Annotated in this window: 21 protein-coding genes; 11 read left to right on the top strand and 10 right to left on the bottom strand. The window is 61.4% G+C overall.

Translation table 11 applies throughout. The features are described from left to right. Nucleotides 1-63: 63 nt before the first annotated feature. From K5K95_RS23855 to K5K95_RS23845, 3 genes are all read right to left on the bottom strand, one after another. Nucleotides 64-2,700, bottom strand: a complete 2,637-nt coding sequence (locus K5K95_RS23855; RefSeq protein WP_222586404.1) for an excinuclease ABC subunit UvrA — start codon at nucleotides 2,698-2,700, stop codon at nucleotides 64-66. A 189-nt stretch (nucleotides 2,701-2,889) separates the two neighbouring features. Further along, nucleotides 2,890-5,001 (bottom strand): PAS domain-containing sensor histidine kinase, encoded by a 2,112-nt coding sequence (locus K5K95_RS23850; protein WP_222586403.1) that lies wholly within the window; start codon nucleotides 4,999-5,001, stop codon nucleotides 2,890-2,892. Between the two features lie 138 nt (nucleotides 5,002-5,139). After that, nucleotides 5,140-5,829 carry a GntR family transcriptional regulator gene (locus K5K95_RS23845; protein ID WP_222586402.1) on the bottom strand — a complete coding sequence of 230 codons (690 nt, stop codon included), beginning with the start codon at nucleotides 5,827-5,829 and terminating at the stop codon, nucleotides 5,140-5,142. A gap of 141 nt (nucleotides 5,830-5,970) precedes the next feature. Between K5K95_RS23845 and K5K95_RS23840 the strand changes: the two genes are divergently transcribed. The 11 genes from K5K95_RS23840 (at nucleotide 5,971) to K5K95_RS23790 (ending at nucleotide 16,755) form a co-directional block, all read left to right on the top strand. Further along, nucleotides 5,971-7,056, top strand: coding sequence for an ABC transporter ATP-binding protein (locus K5K95_RS23840; protein ID WP_222586401.1), 1,086 nt, complete (start codon nucleotides 5,971-5,973; stop codon nucleotides 7,054-7,056). A gap of 1 nt (nucleotide 7,057) precedes the next feature. Beyond that, nucleotides 7,058-7,975 carry an ABC transporter permease gene (locus tag K5K95_RS23835; protein ID WP_222586400.1) on the top strand — a complete coding sequence of 306 codons (918 nt, stop codon included), beginning with the start codon at nucleotides 7,058-7,060 and terminating at the stop codon, nucleotides 7,973-7,975. Next, nucleotides 7,972-8,760, top strand: a complete 789-nt coding sequence (locus K5K95_RS23830) for an ABC transporter permease (protein WP_222586399.1) — start codon at nucleotides 7,972-7,974, stop codon at nucleotides 8,758-8,760. Before K5K95_RS23835 ends, K5K95_RS23830 begins: the two co-directional genes overlap by 4 nt. 17 nt (nucleotides 8,761-8,777) lie before the next feature. After that, nucleotides 8,778-9,830 (top strand): extracellular solute-binding protein, encoded by a 1,053-nt coding sequence (locus K5K95_RS23825; protein WP_222586398.1) that lies wholly within the window; start codon nucleotides 8,778-8,780, stop codon nucleotides 9,828-9,830. A gap of 159 nt (nucleotides 9,831-9,989) precedes the next feature. Next, nucleotides 9,990-11,186 carry an amidohydrolase family protein gene (locus K5K95_RS23820; RefSeq protein WP_222586397.1) on the top strand — a complete coding sequence of 399 codons (1,197 nt, stop codon included), beginning with the start codon at nucleotides 9,990-9,992 and terminating at the stop codon, nucleotides 11,184-11,186. Then, nucleotides 11,183-12,670 carry an amidohydrolase family protein gene (locus K5K95_RS23815; RefSeq protein WP_222586396.1) on the top strand — a complete coding sequence of 496 codons (1,488 nt, stop codon included), beginning with the start codon at nucleotides 11,183-11,185 and terminating at the stop codon, nucleotides 12,668-12,670. Before K5K95_RS23820 ends, K5K95_RS23815 begins: the two co-directional genes overlap by 4 nt. A 12-nt stretch (nucleotides 12,671-12,682) precedes the next feature. After that, complete coding sequence (locus K5K95_RS23810; RefSeq protein ID WP_222586395.1) at nucleotides 12,683-13,345, top strand: flavin reductase family protein; 663 nt, start codon at nucleotides 12,683-12,685, stop codon at nucleotides 13,343-13,345. Nucleotides 13,346-13,427: 82 nt separating this feature from the next. Next, on the top strand, nucleotides 13,428-14,192 hold the full coding sequence (locus K5K95_RS23805; protein ID WP_222586394.1) for a hypothetical protein: 765 nt from the start codon (nucleotides 13,428-13,430) through the stop codon (nucleotides 14,190-14,192). 28 nt (nucleotides 14,193-14,220) lie between these two features. Beyond that, complete coding sequence (locus tag K5K95_RS23800) at nucleotides 14,221-14,652, top strand: hypothetical protein (RefSeq protein ID WP_222586393.1); 432 nt, start codon at nucleotides 14,221-14,223, stop codon at nucleotides 14,650-14,652. 109 nt (nucleotides 14,653-14,761) lie between these two features. Continuing rightward, a complete protein-coding gene (locus K5K95_RS23795) occupies nucleotides 14,762-15,427 on the top strand; it encodes a response regulator (RefSeq protein ID WP_222586392.1) in 666 nt (221 codons plus the stop codon). Next, complete coding sequence (locus K5K95_RS23790) at nucleotides 15,403-16,755, top strand: ATP-binding protein (RefSeq protein ID WP_222586391.1); 1,353 nt, start codon at nucleotides 15,403-15,405, stop codon at nucleotides 16,753-16,755. The genes K5K95_RS23795 and K5K95_RS23790 overlap by 25 nt, the downstream gene beginning before the upstream one ends. A 96-nt stretch (nucleotides 16,756-16,851) precedes the next feature. On the opposite strand, the gene K5K95_RS23785 is transcribed toward K5K95_RS23790, so the two are convergent. The 7 genes from K5K95_RS23785 to lexA form a co-directional block, all read right to left on the bottom strand. Further along, nucleotides 16,852-17,511, bottom strand: a complete 660-nt coding sequence (locus K5K95_RS23785) for a DUF799 domain-containing protein (RefSeq protein ID WP_222586390.1) — start codon at nucleotides 17,509-17,511, stop codon at nucleotides 16,852-16,854. Then, the gene (locus tag K5K95_RS23780) at nucleotides 17,508-17,879 is read right to left on the bottom strand and encodes a DUF4810 domain-containing protein (RefSeq protein ID WP_222586389.1); all 372 of its coding nucleotides are present in this window, start codon (nucleotides 17,877-17,879) and stop codon (nucleotides 17,508-17,510) included. Before K5K95_RS23780 ends, K5K95_RS23785 begins: the two co-directional genes overlap by 4 nt. 31 nt (nucleotides 17,880-17,910) lie before the next feature. Next, complete coding sequence (locus K5K95_RS23775; RefSeq protein WP_222590403.1) at nucleotides 17,911-18,585, bottom strand: CsgG/HfaB family protein; 675 nt, start codon at nucleotides 18,583-18,585, stop codon at nucleotides 17,911-17,913. A 330-nt stretch (nucleotides 18,586-18,915) separates the two neighbouring features. Then, nucleotides 18,916-22,014, bottom strand: coding sequence for an error-prone DNA polymerase (locus tag K5K95_RS23770; RefSeq protein ID WP_222586388.1), 3,099 nt, complete (start codon nucleotides 22,012-22,014; stop codon nucleotides 18,916-18,918). After that, nucleotides 21,990-23,405, bottom strand: coding sequence for a Y-family DNA polymerase (locus K5K95_RS23765; protein WP_222586387.1), 1,416 nt, complete (start codon nucleotides 23,403-23,405; stop codon nucleotides 21,990-21,992). The genes K5K95_RS23770 and K5K95_RS23765 overlap by 25 nt, the downstream gene beginning before the upstream one ends. Nucleotides 23,406-23,412: 7 nt before the next feature. After that, complete coding sequence (gene imuA / locus K5K95_RS23760) at nucleotides 23,413-24,030, bottom strand: translesion DNA synthesis-associated protein ImuA (protein ID WP_090183365.1); 618 nt, start codon at nucleotides 24,028-24,030, stop codon at nucleotides 23,413-23,415. Beyond that, a complete protein-coding gene (gene lexA, locus K5K95_RS23755; protein ID WP_222586386.1) occupies nucleotides 24,030-24,647 on the bottom strand; it encodes a transcriptional repressor LexA in 618 nt (205 codons plus the stop codon). Before lexA ends, imuA begins: the two co-directional genes overlap by 1 nt. Between the last annotated feature and the right edge of the window lie 107 nt (nucleotides 24,648-24,754).

The following is a 24,754-nucleotide window of genomic DNA, read 5'->3' as shown; positions in this document are numbered from 1 at the left end:
CCGCGTCCCAGAGTCGGACGCAAAGCGTCCGGTAAGGCATTCCCACGCGGAGCGTGGGAACGATCATAGGCCCCCAAGCACCCGGGCCAGAAACGGGGCCGTGCGGCTCTTCTTGCTCTTCGCCACTTTCTGCGGCGTGCCGGCCACCACAATCTTGCCGCCCTGATCCCCTGCCCCCGGTCCGATATCGATCACCCAGTCACTCTGCGCCACCACGCGCATTTCATGCTCCACCACAATCACCGTATGCCCCGCCACCACCAGCGTATTCAATTGCTCCAGCAGCCGATCCACGTCCCGGGGATGCAAACCGGTCGTAGGCTCATCGAGCACATACAACGTCGCTCCGCGTTGATTACGTTGCAGCTCGGTGGCCAGTTTAATGCGCTGGGCCTCGCCGCCCGAGAGCTCGGTCGCCGGTTGCCCGAGGCGCAAATACCCCAGGCCGATATCGCGCAAGACCTCCAGAGAGCGGCGGATACCCGCTTGCTCGGCAAACACTTCGACCGCTTCATCCACCGTCAGCTGCAACACTTGGGCGATGTTCAAGTCTTGCCAGGTGACCGCCAGCGTCTGGGGGTTGTAGCGTGCGCCGTGGCACGTCGGGCATGGCGCATAGACGCTGGGCATGAACAGCAATTCGACGCTGACAAACCCTTCGCCTTCGCAGGTCGGGCAACGGCCCTTGGCAACGTTGAAGGAGAACTGCCCGGCGTCGTAGCCCTCGGCTTGCGCCTCAGGGGTAGCGGCATACAGTTTGCGCACGTTGTCGAACAGCCCGGTGTACGTCGCCAGGTTTGAGCGCGGCGTGCGGCCGATGGGTTTCTGATCGACTTGCACCAGGCGCTTGATCGACTCCAGCCCCGCCGCAACCTGACCGCCGCTGACTTGCGGCGCATCGTCCTCAAGGCTCAATGCCTCGGGCTCGCTGTCGCTGGAATTACGCCCCAGATGCGCGCCCACCAGTTCCAGCAGCGCCTGGCTGACCAGGCTTGATTTACCCGAACCTGAAACCCCGGTCACCGCAGTAAAACAGCCCAGCGGAAACTCGACGCTGAGGTCGTCCAGGTTATTGCGCGTGATGCCTTCGAGCCTTAGCCAGTCCGTCGCCTTGCGGCTCGTTCTGGTTTCGCTGACCTGCTCGGCGAACAGGTAGGCGCGGGTTTGGGAATCCTTGACCTCGGCCAATCCCTGCGGCGGTCCGCTGTACAGAATCCGGCCGCCGTGCTCGCCAGCCGCCGGGCCGACATCGATCAGCCAGTCCGAGCGGCGCATGGTTTCCAGATCGTGCTCGACCACGAACAGCGTGTTGCCGGCCGCCTTCAAGCGTTGCAGCGCTTCGAACAACGCTTCGCCATCCGCCGGGTGCAGACCGGCCGACGGTTCATCCAATACGTAGATCACGCCAAATAGCTGCGAACCCAATTGAGTCGCCAGGCGCAAGCGCTGCAACTCGCCGGAGGACAACGTCGGCGTGCTGCGATCCAGGGCCAGGTAACCCAGCCCCAGGTCGGTCAAGGTGCTGACCCGCTCGAGCAAGTCCTGTGCGATCCGTTGCGCCGCCAGGCGTTTTTCCACCGACAGGTTCGGCGTATGCCGCACGTCCGGCGCACTGGCATGCCCGCTGGCACCGTGGGCCACGCGCTGTTCACGGGCCTCGCGGGTCTGGACATGGGTCAATACCTCGCCCGCTTCATCGGCCTGTTCGAGGTAGCTATGCGCCGCTACCGGCTTGAGCACTTCGGCCACTTGCAGCAACGGCATCTGCGATAACTCACCGATGTCGTAGCCGGCGAACGTTACCGACAACGCCTCGCGCTTGAGGCGTTTGCCGTCACACAAAGGGCAAGGGCTGCCGAGCATGAATTGCGAAACACGCTTCTTCATCAGCGCACTTTGCGAATGGCTGAAGGTGTGCAGGATGTAGCGTCGGGCGCCGGTGAACGTGCCCTGATAGCTGGGCTCCATTTTGCGTTTGAGCGCGACTCTGGTTTCGTCAGGCGTCAGCCCGGCATACACCGGCACGGTCGGTGTTTCTTCGGTGAAGAGGATCCAGTCACGCTGTTTTTTCGGCAGGTCGCGCCACGGTTTGTCGACGTCATAGCCCATGGTCACGAGGATGTCTCGCAGGTTTTGCCCCTGCCACGCCGTGGGCCAGGACGCGACCGCGCGTTGGCGGATGGTCAGGCTCGGGTCCGGGACCATCAGCGCTTCGGTGACGTCATACACCCGGCCCAGGCCATGACATTCGGCGCACGCCCCTTGGGGGGTGTTGGGCGAGAAGTCCTCGGCATACAGCATCGGCTGTCCCGGCGGGTAACTGCCGGCGCGGGAATAGAGCATGCGGATCAGGCTCGACAGCGTGGTCACGCTGCCCACCGAAGACCGCGTGCTCGGCGTACCGCGCTGCTGTTGCAGGGCCACGGCCGGTGGCAGGCCTTCGATGGAGTCAACGTCCGGCACGCCGACCTGATCGATCAGACGCCGCGCATACGGCGCCACGGATTCGAAATAGCGGCGTTGCGCTTCGGCGTAGAGGGTCGAAAACGCCAGTGACGACTTGCCCGAACCCGAGACCCCGGTGAACACCACCAGCGCATCCCGGGGGATGTCGACGTCGACGTTCTTGAGGTTGTGCTCACGGGCACCGCGCACCCTGACCATGCCGGAAGGAGGAGTTGAAGTGCGCTTGGAAGTCATCGATTGGCCTTAAATAAATTACAGAAAAATCTTAGAACCCCATGTGGGATCCCCGCACCGCTTCTCCACACTGATCGTTCCCACGCTCCGCGTGGGAATGTCTCTCGTGACGCTCTGCGTTACGCTTCTGGGACGCGGAGCGTCCCGGGCTGCATTCCCACGCAGAGCGTGGGAAAGATCTGTCCACAGTCAGCCGCTAAGGACTGTGCGGATCATTCGGGTCAGTGCTTGCGGTCCATAAGGTTTGGTCAGCAAAAACGTATCGGGGCTGAGCTGGTGATTGCGCGAAATGATGTCGCGTGTGTGGCCGGAAGTGAACAGCACCGTCACAGGCGGATTCTGCACTTTGGCCCACGCCGCCAGGTCCGAGCTTTTGATCAGGCCGGGCATGACTACGTCGGTGAAGATCAGGTCGACCGTTATGCCCTCCAGCAACATCTGCATCGCCTGGTCGCCGTTGGCCGCGGTCAGGACCTGATAGCCCTCTTCGCGCAGCAGTTCCACCGCCGTGCTGCGCACCGCCTCGTTGTCCTCGACCACCAGAATGGTTTCGTGCCCGCCCCGGCCGACTGAATCTCGCTGCGTTGATTCACCGGTCAAGGCACGCAAGCAGCGTGGAAAGTGAAGAAGCACCCGAGTGCCCTGCCCCACCTCGCTGGAGATATCGATATGCCCGCCGCTCTGCTTGACGAAACCGAACACCATGCTCAGCCCAAGCCCTGTGCCCTGACCGTCGGCCTTGGTGGTGAAAAAAGGTTCGAATGCCTGCTCGAGCACTTCGGGCGTCATACCGGCGCCAGTATCGGCCACCCCGACGCGGACAAAGTCGCCGGGGATAAGGCCTTTGCCGGCACAGAATCTACGGTCGAGTGTCACATTCTCGGCGCTCAACACGATGGTGCCTTCGCCCTGCATGGCGTCACGGGCGTTGATTGCCAGGTTGAGAATGGCGTTCTCCAGCTGGTTACGGTCGACGTTGATGTTCCAGGAATCCTCAGGCACGTCCACTTCGATCTGAATGGTTTCCCCTAGCGCCCGTTGCAACAGCTCGCCGACCCCTTCAAAGATCTGCTGTGGATTGCACACCGCTGGCGACAACGGTTGACGACGGGCAAACGCAAGCAATTGCGAGGACAGTTTGGCGCCGCGCTCGACCGCCGCAATCGATGCCGTGACCCGGCGCTGCACATTGGCATTGTCCGGCTCATGGCGTGCCAGCAAATGCAGATTGCCAGCGATCACTTGCAACAGATTGTTGAAGTCATGGGCCACGCCACCGGTGAGGCCGCCGATGGCTTCGAGTTTCTGCGACTGGCGCAGTTGTTCTTCAGCCGCCAGCCGCGCTTCGACTTCGTCGGCCACACGCTGCTCCAGGTTACGGGTGAACTTGAGCAAGGACTCTTCGGCCATCTTGCGTTCGTGAATGTCGATCAACACGCCAGGAAATCGAAAGGGCTCGCCTTGCTCATTGAACTCGCAGCACCCGCTGGCCTGAACCCACAGATAACTGCCGTCGGGACGCAACACCCGGTATTCGGCGTTAAAGGGCACGCCAGTGGCGACTGACTTGTCGAACTGCTCGTTGACCCAGTTGAGGTCGTCGGGATGTATCCGTGACGCGGCAAGATCCGCCGGCAAGTCGGCCAGGTTCGACTCCGCCGGAAAGGAAAAGGTGCGGGCGAAGCGTTCATCACCGGACAGCACGTTGGCTTTGACATCCCAGACGAAGGAGCCCAGCAAGGCCCCGGCATTGAGTGCCAGGCGCACGCGTTCGTTGTCCGCGCGATAGGCATCTTCCGCTTCCTGGCGTCGGCGTTCGGAAATCACTCGCTCAGTCGTTTCCACCACCATCGCCATGACGCCGGCCGGACGCCCGTCATCGTCGGCGACCGGGCTGTAAAAGAGGTCCAGCCAGACCTCTTCGGGGATGCCATCACGCAGGAGTACGAGGTCTTTGTTACGGTAGGACAACGTGCCGCCGGCCAGGCAGGTATCGACCACGTGGCGATTGAAGTCGGCCACCTCCGGCCAGCCCATTTCCACCGGGGCACCCAACAGATAGGGATGGCGACCACCGGCGAAGACCGAATAGGCATCGTTATAAATCATGTAGCCCGCACGGCCCCAGAGCATCACCATCGGCAACGGCGAAGCGAGCAATAACTGCACGGCGCTGCACAAGCTCCTGGGCCAGGTCTCGATGTTTCCAAGTTCGGTAAGGCTCCAGTCGAACACACGAATACGGGCGGCCATTTCACCGTCCCAGCCTGCGCATCCGTGGCTATCAGATAGAAACTGCATCGACTGCTCAATATCCCTGAAAGTGGCTGACTCGCGGGATCGAAACCGCATGAAGACGGTGTGGGCCCGTTTGTTTCGAGCTTAACCGACGCCAATCGTTTCATTAGAGGTATAGCTGATTTTGTTTCTGCGCAGACCTCACACCTCGATCAGGTGCTTGAGCGGGTGATAGCCGGTTTTGAGCGTGGCTGCGACGTCGAGAATCGCCTTCTCGATGCCGTTCAAGTGCATGCAGGTCAGCTCGATGGCGGCGCTCTGATTCCCGGCCTCGATGTACTCGATCAACCGCAAGTGTTCGTCGTCACGGCACGCCTCGTGGCTGTCGTCGTCAAGCGCGGCGGCGTACAGCGATGCGCGGGAAATCAGCTTCTGGAACCAGTCCAGCAACACCGGGTTGTTCAGGCTTCGCGCAAGTTTGATGTGGAACTCGCCAAGCAGGTGAATCAGCCGCTCGTGGTCGCCACTGCGGTGCGCCTCGTCCTCCAGCAACAGGTGATCACGCAGGTCCTGTGTCACCGCGGTGTCCCGTCGGCGGCACAGTTCGCTGACGATGCCGATCTCGATCAGGCGCCGGGTTTCGAACAGCGAGCGGATCTCTTCGTCACTCGGCAACGACACCGAAGCACCTTTATTGGGCTCGGTGGTGACCAGTCCGTCCGCTTCCAGTTGCTTGAGCGCGGCACGAACCGACGTGCGGCTGACGTTGAAAAGTTCGGCCAGTGACGCCTCGCCCAGCTTCATGCCGGGCCGCAACGAACGTTTGCTGATCGCCTCGTAAACCCCTTGGTAGACGCGATCGACCGTGGTCTCGAGTTTCTTCTCGGTCATTGGAAACACTCCTTTAGCGCTAAACAACCGGCCCCAGGCGATGAACAGCCTTTGAAAAAGGGGGTTGCACGAGCAGATTAATCCGGCTATTTGTAGATTGCATCCAGATATTGCATACAATAATTAGAGGATTGCACCATTATGGGTCAACCAATAGCAATCGAAGTGCGTAACGTCTCCAAACGGTATACCGACGATCCGGGGCAAGCTCCCGCGCTCGACAACGTGTCGGTCGACATTGCCGACAACGAGTTCTTCACCCTGCTCGGCCCCTCCGGCTGCGGCAAAACCACCTTGCTGCGCACCATCGCCGGCTTCGAGCATGTCAGCGAAGGACAGATTCGCCTCGCGGGCGAACCGGTCAACGATTTGCCCCCGTTCAAGCGTCGGGTCAACACGGTATTCCAGAGTTACGCGCTGTTTCCGCACATGAGTGTTGCGCAGAATATCGCCTTCGGCCTTGAGATGCAGGGTCTTGATCGCGAGCAAACTGCCCAGCGTGTCAATGAGATGCTGGCGCTGGTGCAAATGCAACACCTGGCCAAGCGCAAACCGGCTGAGCTGTCCGGCGGCCAACAGCAACGCGTAGCGCTGGCCCGGGCCTTGGCGCCCAAACCCAAAGTGCTGTTGCTGGATGAACCGCTGTCGGCGCTGGACCTCAAGCTGCGCAAGGAAATGCAGGTCGAACTCAAGCGCGTGCAGAAGGAAGCCGGGATCACCTTTATTTTTGTGACCCATGATCAGGAAGAAGCCCTGACCCTGTCCGATCGCATCGCCGTGATGTCCGCCGGCAAGATCCTGCAGATCGGCACGCCGAACGATATCTATGAACGTCCGCAACATCGCTTCGTTGCCCAGTTCATCGGCGACATCAACTTCCTCCCCGGCCACCTCAAGCGCGGCCAGCACAACGAAAAGCTCTTCGTGCCCAGCGGCATGCCGGTGGAAATCCCCTGCCCGGCCCAAGGGTTCGACGGTGCCGCGGTGCAATTGGCATTTCGTCCTGAGCGTTCGCAACTGGTTGACCTTGAACAACCGCATCACCTGCGCGGGGTGATCGAGGCGGTGTTGTACGTCGGCACCGCGACGCTTTACCAATGCCGGTTGAACAACGACATCAAGGTCATGCTGCGCGAGAACAACGAAGGCCTGAACCGCGGCCGTGGGGTCGGTGATCGCGTCGCGGTCCACCTGCCGCCCCACGCCTGCCTGTTGATGGAGGCCTGATATGAGCGTCAGCAGCACTTCTCCCGCCCTTAACCGTGCGTTGCTACTGAGCCCGGTGGTCCTGACGTTGCTGGCCCTGATCGCGATTCCGCTGGGGATCATGGGCTACATCAGCCTGTTGCCGCGCAATGTGTACGGCGGTGTCGACTGGCAAGCCAACTGGCAATTGCAAAGCTACGTGCAGCTGTTTTTCCAGGAAGGTTTTGACGGTGAGCTGGAACTGAACTGGGTCTACGCCCAGGCGCTGTTGCGCTCGGTGTTCCAGGCCGGTGGCACGACGTTGTTGTGCTTCCTGTTCGGCTTTCCGGTGGCCTTGTGGATGTCGAGCCTGACGCCACGGCGGCGCAACCTGATGGTCTTGCTGATCACCATTCCGTTCTGGACCAACCTGCTGATCCGCAACTACGCGTGGCTGATCATCCTGCGCGAACAAGGCTGGGTCGCCCAGAGCCTCAATGCGCTGTTTCCCCAGGCCGGTGGCATCACCCTGCTCTACAACGACTTCGCGGTCAGCGTCGGGCTGGTCTACAGCTTTTTGCCGTTCATGATTCTGCCGATCTACTCGACCCTGGAAAAACTCGACTGGCGCCTGGTGGAAGCCGCCTACGACCTGGGCGCCAATCGCTGGCACGCGCTGAAGCGGATCATCCTGCCGCTGTCGATGCCCGGGGTGATTGCCGGCGCGCTGCTGGTGTTTGTGCCGAGCCTCGGTGCCTTCATCACCCCGGCGATCCTCGGCGGCGGCAAGACGCTGATGATCGGCAACCTGATCCAGCAACAGTTCGGCACCGCGCGCAACTGGCCGCTGGGCAGTTCGCTGTCGTTCCTGTTGCTGGGGATTCTGCTGCTGTCGCTGGTGCTTTACGCGCTCTATAGCCGCAACGCCGCCAAAACTCTACGTCGGGGAGCCACCGCATGATCGCCCTGCACCTGAAAAAACTGCCCCTGACCCGGGAAGTCAGCCTGTTGATCCTGGCCTATCTGTACGTGCCGATCTTTGTCCTGATCGCCTACAGCTTCAACGCCAACCGCTCGGCGACGGTATGGACCGAGTTCTCCTTCGCCTGGTACGGGCGGATTCTGGCCAACCCGTCGATCCAGACGGCTGCGCTGAACTCGATCATTGTCGCCAGCATTGCCACGGTGTGCGCCACGGCCATTGCGCTGCTCGCGGCGCTGGCGACTTACCGGCCGTTCTACGGACAGAAAATGGTCGAAGGCGGGATCAACCTGCCGCTGATCCTGCCGGAGATCGTCACCGCCGTGGCCACCCTGCTGCTGTTCATGGCGCTGGGAATCAAGCTCGGTTTGCTGACGGTCATCGTCGCGCATGTCGGCTTCTGCATTCCCTTCGCGTACTTGCCGATTCGTGCGCGGCTCAACGACCTCGACAAGAGCCTGCTGGAGGCGGCGAACGATTTGTACGCCAACCCGTGGCAGGTGTTTTGCCGGGTGACGCTGCCGCTGCTGTGGCCGGCGGTGTTGTCCGGTTCGGTGCTCGCGTTCGTGGTCAGCCTCGACGATTTCATCATGACCTTCTTCGTCGCCGGTCCCGGTTCGACGACGTTGCCGGTGTACATCTTCTCCGCAATCAAGGCTGGCGTGACGCCAGAAATCAATGCGATCTCGACCCTGATGCTGGTGATTTCCATCGTGCTGGTGGTGCTGGCCTTCTGGCTGGGACAGCGCGGCAAACAACAATGAGTTTGGAGCGTCCTCGAATGAAAACAATAAAAATGCGTTTCGCCGTCGCCGGCCTTGCCCTCAGCTGCTTCAGCGTTTTTTCCGCGCAGGCAGCCGAGCCCAAGGAGCTGTTTTTCTACAACTGGACCGATTATTACCCGGTCGACTTGTTGGCCAAGTTCGAAAAGGAGACCGGGATCAAGGTCACCATGGATGGCTACGACAGCAATGAAACCTTGCTGGCCAAATTGCAGGCCGGCGGCGCGGCGTATGACGTGATCGTGCCGTCGCAATCGATCATGCGCACCTTGATCAATCAGAATTTGCTGATGGAAATCGATGCGCCCACCCTGCCGAACTTCCAGTACGTAAAACCGGCGTTTCGCGACCCGGTATTCGACCCCGGTCGCAAGTTCTCGGCGCCCTATTTGTGGGGCACTACCGGGTTTTCCTATGACAGCGCACGGGTTCCCGGCGGCAAGCTCGACGATTCGTGGAAAGAGTTCTTCGAGCCGCGCAAGGAACTGCAAGGCCAGCTCGCCGCGCTCGACACTTCAAGCAGCGTGATCAACGCCGCCAGCCATTACCTGGGCGTCGACGAATGCAGCGAAAACCCGCAGGACGCCAAGCGCATCCTTGAACTGCTGCAAAAACAGAAGCCCTTCCTGAAGATGTACAGCTCGGACAACACCGTTGATCGCATGGCCTCCGGTGAAGTGATCATGATGCAGAACTGGAACGGCTCGACCGCACGCGCCACGCTGCAGAAGAGCACCATCAAATACGTGTACCCGCGCGAAGGCCTGGCGATGTTCCAGGACAACTTCGCCGTCCCGAAAAGCGCGCCGCACCCCGAAAACGCGAAAATCTTCATCGACTGGATGATGAAGCCGGAAAACGCCGCCGCCGTGTCCAACGCCATCGCCTACGCCAACGGCATCCAGAGCGACAAGCTGCTCGACGCCAAATGGAAAGTCATGGACGCCATCAACATGCCCGACGAATTCGCCTCGCGCCTGCGCCCGGAGAAAGAGTGCAGCAACAAGGCGCGTGAGCTGCAGGATCGGGTCTGGTCGAAGCTCAAGGGCTGATGATCTGGTTTTGAGACCGCGGCGCGGCCATCGCAGGCAAGCCAGCTCCCACAGGTTTTGTGTCGTTCACAAGATTTGGCACCACCCCAAATCCTGTGGGAGCCGGGCTTGCCCGCGATGAGGCCGGCCCTGACACCCTAGAACTCAATGAGGTTTGCAATGACCCAACCCCATTGGCTGCGCAACGTGCGGCCCTACGGCGCACCCGCCGAAGACCTGCTGATCGAAAACGGGCTGATCAAACAACGCCGCCCGGCATCGACTGCGGCCCTCACCGCCACCGACATCGATGGCCAGAATCAATTGCTCACCCCGGCCCTGGTGGAAAGCCACGTCCACCTCGACAAAACCCTCTGGGGCCAACCCTGGCGCCCGAACAGCGCCGGGCCGACGCTCAAGGATTACATCGCCAACGAGCGCCGCGTCCTGCGGGAAGTCGACGCCCCCATCGCTCAACGCGCCGGCGCGCTGCTGGAAAACTGCATCGCCCGTGGTTCGCTGACGATGCGCTGCCATGTCGACATCGATCCTGAGTTTGGCCTGCGCCACGTCGAAGCCATGCAGCAACTGCGCGAAACCTATCGCGACCTGATCGATCTGCAACTGGTGGTGTTTCCGCAAACCGGCCTGATCAGCCGCCCCGGCACCGCCGAATTGATGCGTGAAGCCATGGCGTTGGGCGTGGAAAACGTCGGTGGACTCGACCCGTGTGGCATCGACAACGATCCGGTCGCGCAGCTCGATTTCGTCTTCAAGCTGGCCAGCGAATTCGAGCGTGGCGTCGACATTCACCTGCACGACAAAGGTGAGCTGGGCCTGTGGCAAATCGCGCTGATCGCCGACTACACCGAGCGTTTCGGGTGTCAGGGTCGGGTGATGATCAGTCACGCTTACTGCCTCGGGATGCTGCCGTGGAGTCAGGTCAAACCGGTGTCCGAGCGTCTGGCGGCGCTGCGCATTTCGCTGATGAGCTCGGCGCCGGCCGATTGTGCGGCGCCGCCGTTCCTGGCTTTGCGCGAGACCGGCGTGAATGTCTGCCTGGGCTCGGACGGTATTCGTGATGCCTGGTCGCCGATGGGCAACGGCGACATGCTCGAACGGGCGATGTTGCTGGCGTTCCGTTTCGACTTGAACAAGGACGATGAACTGGCCGCTGCATTCGAGGCCGCGACGGTGAATGGTGCGCGAGCGCTGGGCTGTGAGGGTTATGGGCTGGAGATCGGTCGGGCGGCGGATTTTCTGCTGATGCCAGTGCAGACATTGGGCGAGGCGGTGGTTTCACGCCCTGTGCGGCAGGTCTTTCGCCGCGGTGAGTTGATTGCCTCTGGCGGTCGTTTGCTGGACAGCCGTCTGTGAAACGCATAGGCCTTAAAAGCAGCTGCGTGGTCGGTTTCGACGGCGCGCAACATGTGCTGTGGCGCGACGGCGAAGTGGTGTTCGAAGGGTCACGCATCGTGTTTGTCGGGCGTGATTATGCAGGGCCGGTGGATCAGTGGATCGACTACGGCAACGCGTTGATCGGCCCCGGCTTCATCGATCTGGATGCACTGGGGGATCTAGATTCCACGGTGCTGACGCTCGACAACGGCGATGAGCGCGACATGGGCCGCATGTGGTCCGAGGATTCTCTGGCGGCCGGTCCACGGGAGAGTTACACCGAGGCTGAAGAAGTTTTCAAATACCGCTACGCCTTCACTCAGTTGATCCGCAACGGCATCACCACGGCCATGCCGATCACCTCGATGTATTACCGCGAGTGGGCCGAGACTTACGCCGAATTTGCGGCAGTGGCGGGTGTGGCCGCCGAGTTGGGGCTGCGGACGTATCTTGGGCCCTGCTACATGAGCGGCATGAGTTATTGGCGGGCCGATGGCACCTTGGGGCATCACTGGGATGAAGCGCGAGGATTGGCCGGACTTGAGGCTACTTGCGATTTTTTCAAAGATTTCGACGGTGCCCATGGCGACTTGATTCGCGGCGCGTTGTTGCCCGACCGGATTCAAACCTGCACCCCGGCGCTGCTGCAACGCACCGCCGCCCTGAGCCGCGAACTGAACGCTCCGATGCGTTTGCATTGCTGCCAGGGGCTGGGCGAAGTGGCGATGGTCGAGCAACTGCGCGGCGCTTCACCGCTGGGCTGGTTGCAGCAACTGGACCTGCTGACGCCGCGCAGTCTGCTGCCCCATGGCATCTACACCGCCGGCGATGAAGACTTGCAGCGGGTGGTGGATGGCGGCGCCAGCCTGGTGCATTGCCCAGTGGTATTTGCTCGCGATGGCGAGGCGCTGAATTCGTTTGGCCGCTATCGGGCCAAAGGCATCAACTTTGCCCTGGGCACCGACACCTGGCCGGCGGATCTACTGGAAAACATGCGCCAGGGTTTAAACATCGCTCGGTTGATGGAGGGCGGCACCTCGTTGACCAGTACCCTGGACCTGTACAACGCCGCCACCCTCGGCGGCGCCAAGGCCCTGGGCCGCGACGATCTGGGTCGTCTGGCGCCAGGAGCCAAGGCCGATATCACCGTGTTCAATCTTCGCGGCCTGCACCTGGGGCCGCTGTTCGATCCGCTGAAAAACCTGGTACTGGCCGGGCGCGGCGACGACTGCATCGCCAGCTACATCGACGGCCGTTGCGTGATGCAGGACGGTCAGGTCCAGGGCGTCGACTACCCCGCCCTGCAACGCCAGGCCCAACGACAATTCGAAAAACTGATGCGCAGCCACAGCGACCGGGCCTTGGGCCAACCGGACTGGAAAACCCTGTTCAAACCGGCCATCCCGTTCGCCGACGACTACAGCGCACACGCGCCGCTGAGCGCAATCGATCCCCTTCTTTAGAGACGTCTGCCTATGCAAAGCTTCGACTTCAGCACACTGAGTGCGCGAGACAAATACAAGATCCTGATCGGCAGCGTGGTGCCACGCCCCATCGCGCTGGTCACCACGATCGATGGCGAAGGCCGGATCAATGCCGCGCCGTTCAGCTTTTTCAATGCATTGTCCGCCGACCCGCCGATCCTCGCGCTGGGCGTGGAAAACTACGGCGATCAAAGTCCCAAGGACACCACGCGCAACATCCAGCTCAACCAGGAATTCACCGTCAACATCGTCAGTGACGCGCTGGTCGAGGCGATGAATGTCTGCGCCGTGCCCTTCGCGCCCGGCTTCGATGAATTGACAGCGGCCGGGCTGACGGCGATTCCCGGCACCACGGTCAAATGCCCGCGTATCGGTGAAGCGCCGGTGGCACTGGAATGCCGACGCATGATGGCGCTGTCCATCGGCCAGTCGCGGGAAATCATCTTCGGGGAAGTGTTGATGGCCCATGTGCGCGACGAATTGATCGACCCGAAAACCTTGTATATCGATCAACTTGGGCTGGATGCGATCGGGCGCATGGGTGGCCATGGTTATGCACGAACCCGCGATTATTTTGATCTGCCGACGCGTTCGTTGCAGGCGTGGACGGAGGCGCCGGGCGGTGGGGAGCGGTTTTGGCCGGCCAGCAAATAGAGCTCCTCAGTCTCAGCTAAGTCTGGCGACGTATCTTCTCCCCTACGCAAGTTCAGCGCAGATCAGGAGAGGCGACCCGCCCATGACTTTCGATAAAGCCGGATGGCTCAACAAAGTGCCCGAGGTGACGCTGTCATTCTGGGTGATCAAGATTCTTTCGACGACGGTAGGTGAAACCGGCGCGGACTTTCTGGCCGTGGATGCCGGTTTTGGCGCAGGCTTGACGAGCATCGGCATGGCCGTGCTGCTGGCGCTCGCGTTGTTCTTTCAACTGCGTACCAAGGCCTATACACCCTGGATCTACTGGTTGACCGTGGTGCTGGTCAGCATCGTCGGGACACAGATCACCGACATCATGACTGACATGCTCGACATCAGCCTTTACACCAGCACGGCGGTTTTTGCCGTTCTGCTGGCGGTCAACTTTCTGGTCTGGTATTGGGTGGAGCACAACCTGTCGATCCGCGAAATCGTCACCCCGCGACGGGAGCTTTTCTACTGGGCCACGGTGCTGTGTACCTTTGCCCTCGGGACCGCAGCGGGCGACCTGGCCACCGAAGCACTGGGCCTGGGCTTCACCCTTGGCGTGATGATTTTCGGTGCACTTATCGCCGCGACGCTGGTGGCCTGGCGCCTGGGCGGTAATGTGGTGCTGACCTTTTGGCTGGCCTACATCCTGACCCGTCCATTTGGTGCTTCTCTCGGCGATTTGCTGACCCAGGCTAAAACCTATGGTGGCCTGGGCATGGGCGCGACCTGGACGAGCGCCATCTTCCTGTGCGTCATTTTTCTTCTGGTCGCGGTTGCGCAATTCAACGTGGTCAACCGCAGAACCGTCACTCAGTAACCTTTCAAACCCCCTTTAAGGATTTGTCATGTGCCCATTTCAAAATGCCCTTCGCCACGCCGTCATCGTTTCATCGATCGTGTTACTCGGCGTCACCGCTGGTTGCTCGAAACATGCCGACAAGCCCGTTGCGGCCACACCGGCCACTTCGGTAAGCGCCTCTGCCCAGACCGGTTCAAAGCTGGGTGATTTGTCTGAGTTCCGGGCCATCGCTGCGGATGTTGCTGCGCTTGTCGACAAAAACGACCTGCCCGGCGCGAAAACCCGCATCAAGGATCTGGAAACGTCTTGGGACTCCGCCGAAGCCGGCATCAAACCCCGTGCCGCCAGTGACTGGCATGTGGTGGACAAAGCCATCGACCGGTCACTTGACGCCCTGCGCGCCAGCACGCCAAAGCAGAGCGATTGCAAGGCATCGATGGATGATCTGTTGAAAGCCTTCGATTCGATGAAAGGCTAATAATCACCAACAACTCGCCGGGGTAATCCGGTGGCGGACAAACATCCGCTCAGGTGCTTCAATACAGGCGCGACGGTCATGACCGTCGCGCTTTTTTTCGGAGCCATTTATGCGAATCCTGCTGGTCGAAGATGACTCAATGATTGGTGATGCCATTCAGGGCGCGCTGAACGATGCGAGCTACGCCACCGATTGGGTCAAAAACGGACTCATCGCCCTGGCGGCCCTGGAAACCCACGTCTACGACCTGGTGTTGCTGGATCTCGGATTGCCCGGCAAAGACGGCCTCGATGTGCTCGATGGCATACGCGGGCGCAACAATCCGGTGCCGCTCCTGATCATTACCGCCAGGGACAGTCTCGATGATCGCCTGCGCGGGCTCGACGGCGGTGCTGACGATTACTTGCTCAAACCCTTCGCCATGGCGGAGTTGCTGGCCCGTATCCGCGCGGTCTTGCGCCGTAAAGGCGGCAGCGCCCATTCACGGCTCGATAACGGCGAGGTATCGCTGGATCTTCTCTCCAAACAAGCCAGCACCGCCGAAATTCCTGACGTTCAGCTTTCCAACCGTGAGTTCGCCCTGCTGCAGGCGCTGTTGATCCGGCCGGGCACCATTCTCTCGCGCAGCGAACTTGAAGAGCGGATTTACGGCTGGGGCAATGAGGTGGAAAGCAACGCCGTGGAGTTTCTGATTCATGCGCTGCGGCGAAAACTGGGAAACCACATCATCAAGAATGTCAGGGGTATGGGATGGATGGTTTCAAAGAACGCTTGAATGACTCGGTGCAGGTTCGTTTGTCTGTAACGCTGTCACTGGCCATCCTGATCGTCGCGGCACTGGCTGGTTTTTTCGCTTTTTTTTCGGCGATCAACGAGACACACGAAATGCAGGACGAGACCCTGCGTCAAGTGGCCATTCTGTTTGATCGGCAAAAGATGACCTTGCACTACCCTGTGGTGGAGCAGGTAGCCGGCGACGACGAAGAGTCCCGGGTGATCGTCCAATACCTGGCCGACAGCACCAAAGCGAGCGGCAGTGATGACGCCACAACGCCGCTGCCCTTCCCGACCGGCCTGGCCGATGGCTTCTCGACGTTGAGCGTTGCCGGCGAAAATTTCCGCGTGCTGGTGAGAACAATAGCCAGTGGCGAACGCATCGTTGTCGCTCAAGAAGCAGACGTACGCGAAAAAGAGGCGCGAAAGAGCGCCTGGCGGAGTCTTTTGCCGTTTCTCATTCTGTTTCCGGTGCTGTTGCTGGTGGTGAGCGATCTGGTGCGCAAACTCTTCCGCCCCATAGCGACCCTTTCGGAGGAAATCGATCAGCGCGACGAGCAGGCGCTGCACCCTATCGACGAGAACCACCTGCCAACCGAGATCCGGCCTTTCGTGGTGGCCATCAATCGATTGTTGACGCGTGTCGCGCAATCCATGGAAACCCAACGCCGCTTCATTGCCGATGCAGCCCACGAACTGCGTTCGCCGATGACCGCCCTGTCGCTACAAGCCGAGCGACTGTCGGCCATAGAAATGTCGGCAGCGGCCCATCAACGTTTGTTGCCATTGACCCAGGGCATTGAACGCAGCAGAAAGTTGATAGATCAATTGCTGGCCCTGGCGACCGCACAATCGAGCGCCGAGCGATCACAGGGATCCGTATCGGTCCATGACATCTATCGGCGGGTACTGGAAGACTTGCTGCCGCTGGCGGAGCGCCGTCACATCGATATCGGTGTCGAAAGCTTCGAAGATGTACAGGTCGTGGGCAACGAGGTGGACCTCCTGATCCTGGTCAGGAATCTGGTGGACAACGCGATCCGTTATACCCCCGTGGGCGGGCGAGTTGACCTGGCGGTCGAATTGGCGGGTGAATCCGTGATCCTTGAAGTCAAGGACTCGGGCCCGGGGATCAGCGCAGAAGAGCAATTGCTGGTGTTCGATCCGTTTTACCGCAGTCTGGGCACCGATGAATCAGGCTCAGGGCTGGGGCTGGCGATCGTCAAAGCCATCGCTGACCGCATGGGAGCACGCCTGCGATTGAGTTTTTCGGATGAAAAGAACAAGAGCGGACTGTGTGTTTCGGTCTGGTTGAAAAGAGCCAGCTGATTCGCTGAAGGTGGCTTGGTCCGCCCCTTGTCGAGCGCGGACGGGCCAACGCCAGCAAGCTCCCTTGCCACGGGAGCTTGCTTGGAGCGACAGGTATCAGTCAGTGCCGTATTTCGGCGAACGCGGACCGTACAGCAACCCTGCCGGTTGACCTGCGGACAACAGCCGCGCACTGGTCACACCGGCAATCGGGTAACCGGCATCGGTGGAACTGTTGATCACCTGCTTGACCGCCGCAGTAATCAGCGCGCCGATCAAGCCACCGCCGCTGTTGTTATTGCCCTCTTCACTCGACGCCCGGGCCGAGCCGGTCCACAGGGTGGTGCCGGTCTTGAGGTCAACCAGTTTCGCGGTGGCGGTCACCACGGTTTCGCTGCGGATGATCAAGTAGCGCGTACCGTAATCCGTCACGGTGATGTAGAGCGCCGCATCGGCACCGAAAATTTCCTGCAGTTTGTTGGCCGGTGCCTGATGGATGTCTGCTGGCGTGGTCAGACCGTTCTGGCGAAATGTCTCATCGACCAGCGTGATCGGCAGCACGTAATAACCGGCTTCGGCCAATGGGAACGTGACTTGCGACAGCATGCTGTAGGACGCCTTGACGTCCGGTGAGTTGTTCAGCGGCGGCAGCACCAGAATGGTTTTCGGACGAGCCTGCTTATACGCCGCATAGTCGACGGTCTTGGGGCTGACACAACCGCCAAGCAGTGCCAGCGCCAGCAGCCCGGCCATCAGTTTCATTGAGCGCGCGATCATTGAGTCACTCCGGCCTTGGCGTTTTTAAGCAGAAAGTCCATGTACGGCGTCGACTCAGGGAACAGCGTTTTCTCGGTCCTGAATTGCTGCACCATCTGATCGTCCTTGCCCATGCTCAGGTACAACAGGCCCAAGTGAGCGTGGTAGCCAGGGGGTGGGGTCTTGCCGGTGGAGCGGATTTTCTGCAGATCGCGCTCCAGTGCTTCGGCCTGCGCTTCCTTGGGTTGTTCACCCTTGAAGTACTCATAGACCTCAGGCTGGTAGCTTTCCCACTGGTAAAGGGTTTTCGGGGTGCTGCAACCGGCCAACAGACCGCTGGCCAGTAATGTCGACGCCATCAGCGCCCATTTCGCATACATCTTGAACATGCGTGTACCGCTCCTTGTCATCAAACCTTGATCAGTTACCCGGTTTCCATGCACCGGCGTTCATGCCGTCCACAAGACGATTGATCGCCTCGCGCATGGCCAGGTCGAGCACTTTGCCGTTGAGGGTCGAATCGTAGGCAGCGGTGCCGCCAAAGCCGATGATTTCCCGGTTGGACAAGGCGTATTCACCCGCGCCCTGGGTCGAATACACCACTTCGGACGTGCTGATATTGACGATGTTCAGATTGACCTTGGCGTAGGCCACCTGGGTCTTGCCGCGACCGAGAATGCCGAACAACTGGTGATCACCGGTCTCTTTGCGGCCAAACTCGGTGACGTCGCCGGTCACCACAAAATCAGCGCCCTTGAGTCGCTGGGATTGGCCCTTGATCGCGGCCTCCTGCTGGATCTCGCCCATGTTGTCGCGGTCCAGCACGCTGAAGCGATTGGTCTGCTGCAAGTGGGTGATCAGGATGGTCTTGGCCTGACCGCCGAGGCGATCGACGCCGTCGGAGAAGATCCCGCGCATGTAGCTCGAGCGGTTATCGAACTTGCCGACAGCCATCGGCACACGAACACCGGCATACGCCACGCTGGCGCTTTCGACTTTGGCAATCGGCAAGGCTTGCGAGCTTTCGGTCGCGCAGCCGGCAATGCTACCCAAGAGGGCAATCGCTGCCGTCGATACCAACATTCGAGAGATCATTCTCACTGCACATTCCTTTTGAAAAAAACGGTTTATCCCGGCGCGACAATAGCCAGCCACTGCGGGTTGCAGCGGCGAAAAAAGCGAGGGGAAATCAAATCGATGATCGACGTGCGGGACGTCGGCGGCCGGCATTATGCCAAAGTGCCATCATTGAGAACAATGTTTAATTTTTATTGGCGCCAATGTATTGGCCGCACCGTGATGATCGTTCCCATGCTCCGCGTGGGAATGCCTCCCGTGACGCTCTGCGTCACAGCGGGGGGACGCGGAGCGTCCATGGCTGCATTCCCACGCAGAGCGTGGGAACGATCATCGTCAGTGTGGAGATCAGCGGAAATCGCGGCTGCGCACGCTGATGCCGTCGAGCAAAGGACTCAGGTCGCTCAGGCGCCCGGCGATCAGGTGGCGCACCTCGCCTTCCTTTTCCCAGCGGCCATCGACCTTGAGCAGTTGCGAGCCGACCAGCACCTTGCGCTGCCGCTCTGCCAAGTCACGCCAGACAATCACGTTGACGTTGCCGAATTCATCTTCAAGGGTGACGAACGTCACGCCGCTGGCGGTGCCCGGCCGTTGTCGCCCGGTGACCAGGCCGGCGACGCTGACCGGACGCCCGTGCTCGACCTCCATCAATTCTTTCGAACTGCGGCAACGTCGGGCTTTCAATTCACCGCGCAGCAAGGCCAGCGGATGCGGGCCGAGGGTGGTGCCGACACTGTTGTAGTCGGCCAACAGGTCCTCGCCCACGGTGGGTTTGGGCAGCAACACCGCGTCCTCTTCCTGACTCGGCAGACCGGCGAACAAGCCCAGTTGCTTGTGCACCCCCGCCACTTCCCAGCGCGCCCGATGGCGGTCACCGGCCAGGCCGCGCAGCGCACCGGCATCGGCCAGTTGCTCCTGGGCGCGAGCATCGAGCTGCGCCCGTTCGCCCAGGTCGGCGATGTCGACAAATACCCCCTTCGCCCTCGCCGTTTCGATGCGTCGGGCATCGTCCTCGCGAAAGCCCTTGATCATCCGCAGCCCCATGCGAATCGCCGGTTGCGCGCCGCTGATCGGTTCCAGGCTGCAATCCCAGTCACTGGCGCGCACGTCCACCGGGCGGATCTGCAAATGATGCCGGCGCGCGTCCTGCAGGATCTGGTCCGGGCTGTAGAACCCCATGGGCCAGCTGTTGATCAGCGCACAGGCGAAAGCCGCCGGTTCGTGGCATTTCAGCCAGCAACTGGCGTAGGTCAGCAACGCGAAACTGGCGGCGTGGGACTCAGGAAATCCGTAGCTGCCAAAACCTTTGATCTGTTCGAAGATCTGCGCGGCAAACTCGGCCGTGTAGCCGTTTTTCTTCATGCCGGCGGCCAGTCGGTCCTTGTGCGGCTCCAATCCACCGTGACGCTTCCAGGCCGCCATGGAGCGGCGTAACTGATCGGCCTCGCCGGGGCTGTAGTCGGCGGCGACAATGGCAATCTGCATCACCTGTTCCTGGAACAGCGGCACGCCCAGGGTGCGCTTGAGCACGACTTCCAGGGCTGGAGACGGGTAAACCTCGGGCTCTTGCTTGTTTCGCCGACGCAGGTACGGATGCACCATTCCGCCCTGAATCGGCCCCGGGCGGACGATGGCCACCTCGATCACCAGATCGTAAAACGTACGCGGCTTGAGTCTGGGCAGCATCGACATCTGCGCCCGGGATTCGATCTGGAACACGCCGATGGTGTCGGCACGGCCGATCATGTCGTAGGTATCCGGGTCTTCGGACGGAATCGTTGCCAGGCTCAGGTCGAGATGGCGATGACGGCGCAGCAGATCAAAGCACCGACGAATCGCGCTGAGCATGCCCAGTGCCAGAATATCCACCTTGAGCAGTCCCACCGCATCCAGGTCGTCCTTGTCCCACTGAATGATCGTGCGTTCGGCCATGGCGGCGTTTTCCACCGGCACCAGGCTGTCCAGCGGCTGCTCGGAAATCACGAAGCCACCGGGGTGCTGGGACAGGTGCCGGGGAAAACCGATCAGTTGCCCGGTCAGGCTCAGCACCCGACGCAGCACTGGGCTCTCGGGGTCGAAACCGCCCTCGACCAGGCGCTCCACCGGCGGCGTTGCATCGCTCCAGTGACCGCAGCAATCGGCCAGCGCATTGATCTGGTCCGGCGGCAACCCCAGGGCCTTGGCCACGTCACGCACCGCGCCGGCCGCGTGATACGTGCTGACCACTGCCGTCAGCGCCGCACGGGTCCGGCCATAGCGCTGGAACACGTACTGCAAGACTTCCTCGCGGCGTTCATGTTCGAAATCGACGTCGATGTCCGGCGGCTCGTTGCGCTCTTTGGAGAGAAAACGTTCGAACAGCAGCGTGGTGCGATCCGGATCGATTTCCGTGATGCCCAAGGCAAAACACACCGCCGAGTTGGCTGCTGAACCACGGCCCTGACACAGGATGTGTTGCTCACGGGCGAATCGCACAATGTCATGCACGGTCAGGAAGTAGCTTTCATAACCCAGTTCGGCGATCAGTTGCAGTTCCTTGTCGATCTGCACCAGCACCTTGGCTTGCGGGCCTTTTGGCCAGCGCCACGCAACGCCCTCTTCGGTCAGATGGCGCAGCCAGGACGTCGCCGTCTGGCCTTGGGGTACCAGTTCGCGGGGATATTGATAACGCAACTGGCCGAGGTCGAACGTGCAGCGTCGGGCGATGGTCAAGGTTTCAGCGAGCAGCGTTGGCGGATAGATCGATTGCAACGCCTCAAGGCTGCGCACATGCCGCTCGCCATTGGGGTGAAGACGCAGCCCGGCCTCGGCCACCGGCAAGTGATGACGGATCGCGGTCATGGTGTCCTGCAAGGCGCGTCGACCACGGGTATGCATGTGCACATCGCTGCTGGCCACTGCCGGAATGCGCAGTTCCCTGGCCAGGGTCAGCAAGGCGTCCAGTCGCCCGCGGTCGTCCTGGCCGCAATGCAACTGCACCGCCAGCCACAAACGCTCGGCGAATGCCTGTTTCAACCAGTGGCCGCTGGCAAAATCATCGACAGCGTCCGGCACCCACAACGCCAGCAGTCCTGGCATGGGTTCGTTGAAGTCTTCGCGCAGGACCTGATAGTGGCCTTTTTGCGTGCGCCGCCGCGCTCGGGTTATCAGCCGACACAGGGTCTGGTAACCCTCGAGGTTCTCCACCAGCAGCACCAGTTTCGGACCGTCCTCGATGCGTATTTCGCTGCCGATGATCAGTGGCAGCTCCACCGACTTTGCGGCTTGCCAGGCGCGGACGATGCCGGCCAGGGTGCATTCATCGGTGATCGCCAGCGCCTGATAGTCGTGCTTTTTTGCCCGTTGAAACAGTTCCAGGGCACTGGAAGCACCGCGCTGGAAACTGAAGTTCGACAGGCAGTGCAACTCGGCATATCCGATGCTCATGCGAACCAGCCTTGCAGCCACAACGGACCGCCCTCACCCACCGCACGATAGGCCCAGCCCTGCTGGCCGGAACGGGTTTCGATCAGGTAGTAGTCGCGACGCACATCATCGCCGTCCCACCAACCGGATTCGATGCGCTCCGGCCCCATGAGAATGCGCGCCGACCCTTCGTGGATCCCCAGTGGCTGCGTCAGCAACCAGCCCGGACGCTGCCCGCCCGCCACCCCCGCACAGAGTTGATTGTCGACCCGCGCCTGCCACGCGCACTCGGGGCGGTGGTCGGCCTGGAAGCGCAAGCCATGCACCGCGTCATCCCCGAGCCGCGCGCGCAAGCGTTCGCGCAGTTGCTCCCAGGGCAAGGACTGTTGCGGACGGTCGTCGAACAGTTCCTGACGCTGCGGGACAAAGCTTGGCAGGTCTTCGGCGCGCAGCCGAAAACCGCGTACAGGGGCTTCGACTTGAACCTGCTCCAGTCGACCCCGGGCCAGCTCGAAGAGCATCGCCGGGTCACGCTCGGCGCTGAGCAGGCCGACCTTGATCACCGTGTCCGGCAAGCCTGCGTGTTCAAGGTGCAGGTCGAACCGCTGCACGCCGCTGTCCCGGCCGCACAGAAACGCCGACAGATCGCCGGTCAACCGGCGTAATGGAAACAGCAACGCCTGATGCGATTGCACGTCAAAGTTGAGTTCGATGCGCACATCGAAGCGATCAGGCGGCAGGTAGAACGCCAGCGCCAGCTGACGTTCACCGGACAAGGCGTCGAGGTGCTTGAGCACCTGAGCCTCGAAACGCCGCGCCAGACTATTACGCGGCAGCGCCTGCACCTGGCCCAGGGTGCGCAGCCCCATGCGCGACAACGCCGTGGCCACCGCCGGTTCCAGAGCGATCCGGTCGACCGGCAACTGCCCGAGATGGTGTTGCAAGGCCTCGTTGTCCGGCACCACCAGACCGTCATAAACGTTGGCCAATACCCGCGCAGCCACCGGGTTGGGCGCGGCGACGATCCGATGACGAAAGCCCAGATCGCCAAGTTCGGTCCGCAACCGCGCCTCGAACTGCGACCAGGGCCCGAACAGTCCCAGGCTGGATTCGATTTCAAACACTACGGCACGCGGGTAATGGACGCTGACCTGTGAGCTGAAACGATAGGCCCACGCCGCCAGAAACTGTTGCCAGTGCTCGATCTCGGCGACGTCGTATTCAGCCGTGGCAAAGGCTTTGCTCAAGGCTTGCGCGGCGGTCATCGATTGCCCGGCACGCAAGCCCAGCGCCCGCGCCGAAGCGTTCACCGCTTGCAACACCCGACGCTGGGCCGGGCCGGTCAGCAGCGCCAATGGTTCATCAGGATCGGGACGCTGACGCAGCACCGCGTCCAGCGCCAATTGCGGAAAAAGAATGCACACCCAGCGCATGGCAACCTCAATGCCCCACGGGGAAGGCAATCGGTGCCGAACGCGCCAATCCGCCCCGGCACTTGAGCACGCGCAATTGCGCGGGCCTGGCATCGATGGCGATGCGCAGCGCGGCCGGTGACGGGTTGATCGCTTCATGGATCGAGCGGTAGGCGAACGCCAGGGTCGAACCGGTTTCCGCCGCCACCTGCAAACGGCGCAAGGCCCGGTCATCGGCCTTGTGCGGCCAGCACAGCACCGCGCCGCAACTGCCTGAACGCAGGCATTGTTCCGCCGCCCACAGGGCATCGCGCTCGCTGGCCTGAATGATCGACAACTGGCGCAGATCGACCCCGGCGTTCTGCCAGGCCTGCGGATACGGTACGTAAGGCGGCGCCACCAGCACGATGCGTTCACCCGCTGCCGACAGCCGCGCCAGCGCTGGCCACACCAGTTGCAGCTCGCCAACGCCCTGCCCGGCCAGGAGGATTTCAGTCAGCGCCGCTTCCGGCCATCCACCGGTGGGCAACGCGGCGTCCAGCGCGGCATGCCCGGTGGGTTGCGGGCTGACCGCCGGTGGCGCAGGCCGGCCCTTCCAGACCTGGCCGCCATTGAACAGCGTATCCAACGCAACGACGGCGCCCATCACCCTTGCCTCACCAGACCGCAGAACACCCCTTCGATGGCCAGGTCCTGATCAGCCTCGACGATGATCGGCTTGTAGGCCGGGTTGCGTGGCAGCAACCGGACCTCGTCGCCGTTGCGCTCGAAACGCTTGATGGTGACTTCGCCGTCGAGCCGCGCCACGACGATCTGGCCGTTGAGCGCCTCCGGATTGCGGTGCACGCCCACCAGGTCGCCGTCGAGAATGCCGTCCTCGATCATCGAGTCGCCCTGCACCCGTAACATGTAATCGGGCACACGCGAGAAGATCGACGGGTCCAGCAGCAAGCGGCTGTGCACCTCGGCATCGGCACCGATCGGTGCACCCGCCGCCACCCGACCGAGAACCGGGACGTCCAGCAGCTCGGGCCGCGCGGGCTGTCCGAGCAAACGGATGCCCCGGGCCTGATGCGCACTGACCTCGATATAACCGGCCTCGGTCAGCGCCAGCACATGCTTGCGTGCCACGCTTCGGGAGGCAAAACCGAACGCCTCGCTGATTTCAGCGAGGCTGGGGGACTGACCGTGCTCCGCGATTCGATCGCGGATAAAAGTCAGGATGGCGGTACGGCGGGGAGTTAAAGTCGTCATGGAGTACATTTGTACTCTTTCGGTTTTTTCCTGACAAGGACTTGTGTGCAGGAACTGACGAACGAGGCCCGAATGACATCGACACAAGCGAGCCTGCTCGCGATGAGGCGCCCAGG

This window comes from Pseudomonas sp. DR48 (assembly GCF_019823085.1).
Taxonomy (GTDB): domain Bacteria; phylum Pseudomonadota; class Gammaproteobacteria; order Pseudomonadales; family Pseudomonadaceae; genus Aquipseudomonas.
This window is presented reverse-complemented; position numbering and strand designations above follow the sequence as displayed.

Coding starts and splice junctions, on each gene's coding strand:
- K5K95_RS23855 (WP_222586404.1), bottom strand. CDS start 2,700: ATGACTTCCAAGCGCACTTCAACTCCTCCTTCCGGCATGGTCAGGGTG.
- K5K95_RS23850 (WP_222586403.1), bottom strand. CDS start 5,001: ATGCAGTTTCTATCTGATAGCCACGGATGCGCAGGCTGGGACGGTGAA.
- K5K95_RS23845 (WP_222586402.1), bottom strand. CDS start 5,829: ATGACCGAGAAGAAACTCGAGACCACGGTCGATCGCGTCTACCAAGGG.
- K5K95_RS23840 (WP_222586401.1), top strand. CDS start 5,971: ATGGGTCAACCAATAGCAATCGAAGTGCGTAACGTCTCCAAACGGTAT.
- K5K95_RS23835 (WP_222586400.1), top strand. CDS start 7,058: ATGAGCGTCAGCAGCACTTCTCCCGCCCTTAACCGTGCGTTGCTACTG.
- K5K95_RS23830 (WP_222586399.1), top strand. CDS start 7,972: ATGATCGCCCTGCACCTGAAAAAACTGCCCCTGACCCGGGAAGTCAGC.
- K5K95_RS23825 (WP_222586398.1), top strand. CDS start 8,778: ATGAAAACAATAAAAATGCGTTTCGCCGTCGCCGGCCTTGCCCTCAGC.
- K5K95_RS23820 (WP_222586397.1), top strand. CDS start 9,990: ATGACCCAACCCCATTGGCTGCGCAACGTGCGGCCCTACGGCGCACCC.
- K5K95_RS23810 (WP_222586395.1), top strand. CDS start 12,683: ATGCAAAGCTTCGACTTCAGCACACTGAGTGCGCGAGACAAATACAAG.
- K5K95_RS23805 (WP_222586394.1), top strand. CDS start 13,428: ATGACTTTCGATAAAGCCGGATGGCTCAACAAAGTGCCCGAGGTGACG.
- K5K95_RS23800 (WP_222586393.1), top strand. CDS start 14,221: ATGTGCCCATTTCAAAATGCCCTTCGCCACGCCGTCATCGTTTCATCG.
- K5K95_RS23795 (WP_222586392.1), top strand. CDS start 14,762: ATGCGAATCCTGCTGGTCGAAGATGACTCAATGATTGGTGATGCCATT.
- K5K95_RS23790 (WP_222586391.1), top strand. CDS start 15,403: ATGGATGGTTTCAAAGAACGCTTGAATGACTCGGTGCAGGTTCGTTTG.
- K5K95_RS23785 (WP_222586390.1), bottom strand. CDS start 17,511: ATGATCGCGCGCTCAATGAAACTGATGGCCGGGCTGCTGGCGCTGGCA.
- K5K95_RS23780 (WP_222586389.1), bottom strand. CDS start 17,879: ATGTTCAAGATGTATGCGAAATGGGCGCTGATGGCGTCGACATTACTG.
- K5K95_RS23775 (WP_222590403.1), bottom strand. CDS start 18,585: ATGATCTCTCGAATGTTGGTATCGACGGCAGCGATTGCCCTCTTGGGT.
- K5K95_RS23765 (WP_222586387.1), bottom strand. CDS start 23,405: ATGCGCTGGGTGTGCATTCTTTTTCCGCAATTGGCGCTGGACGCGGTG.
- imuA (WP_090183365.1), bottom strand. CDS start 24,030: ATGGGCGCCGTCGTTGCGTTGGATACGCTGTTCAATGGCGGCCAGGTC.
- lexA (WP_222586386.1), bottom strand. CDS start 24,647: ATGTACTCCATGACGACTTTAACTCCCCGCCGTACCGCCATCCTGACT.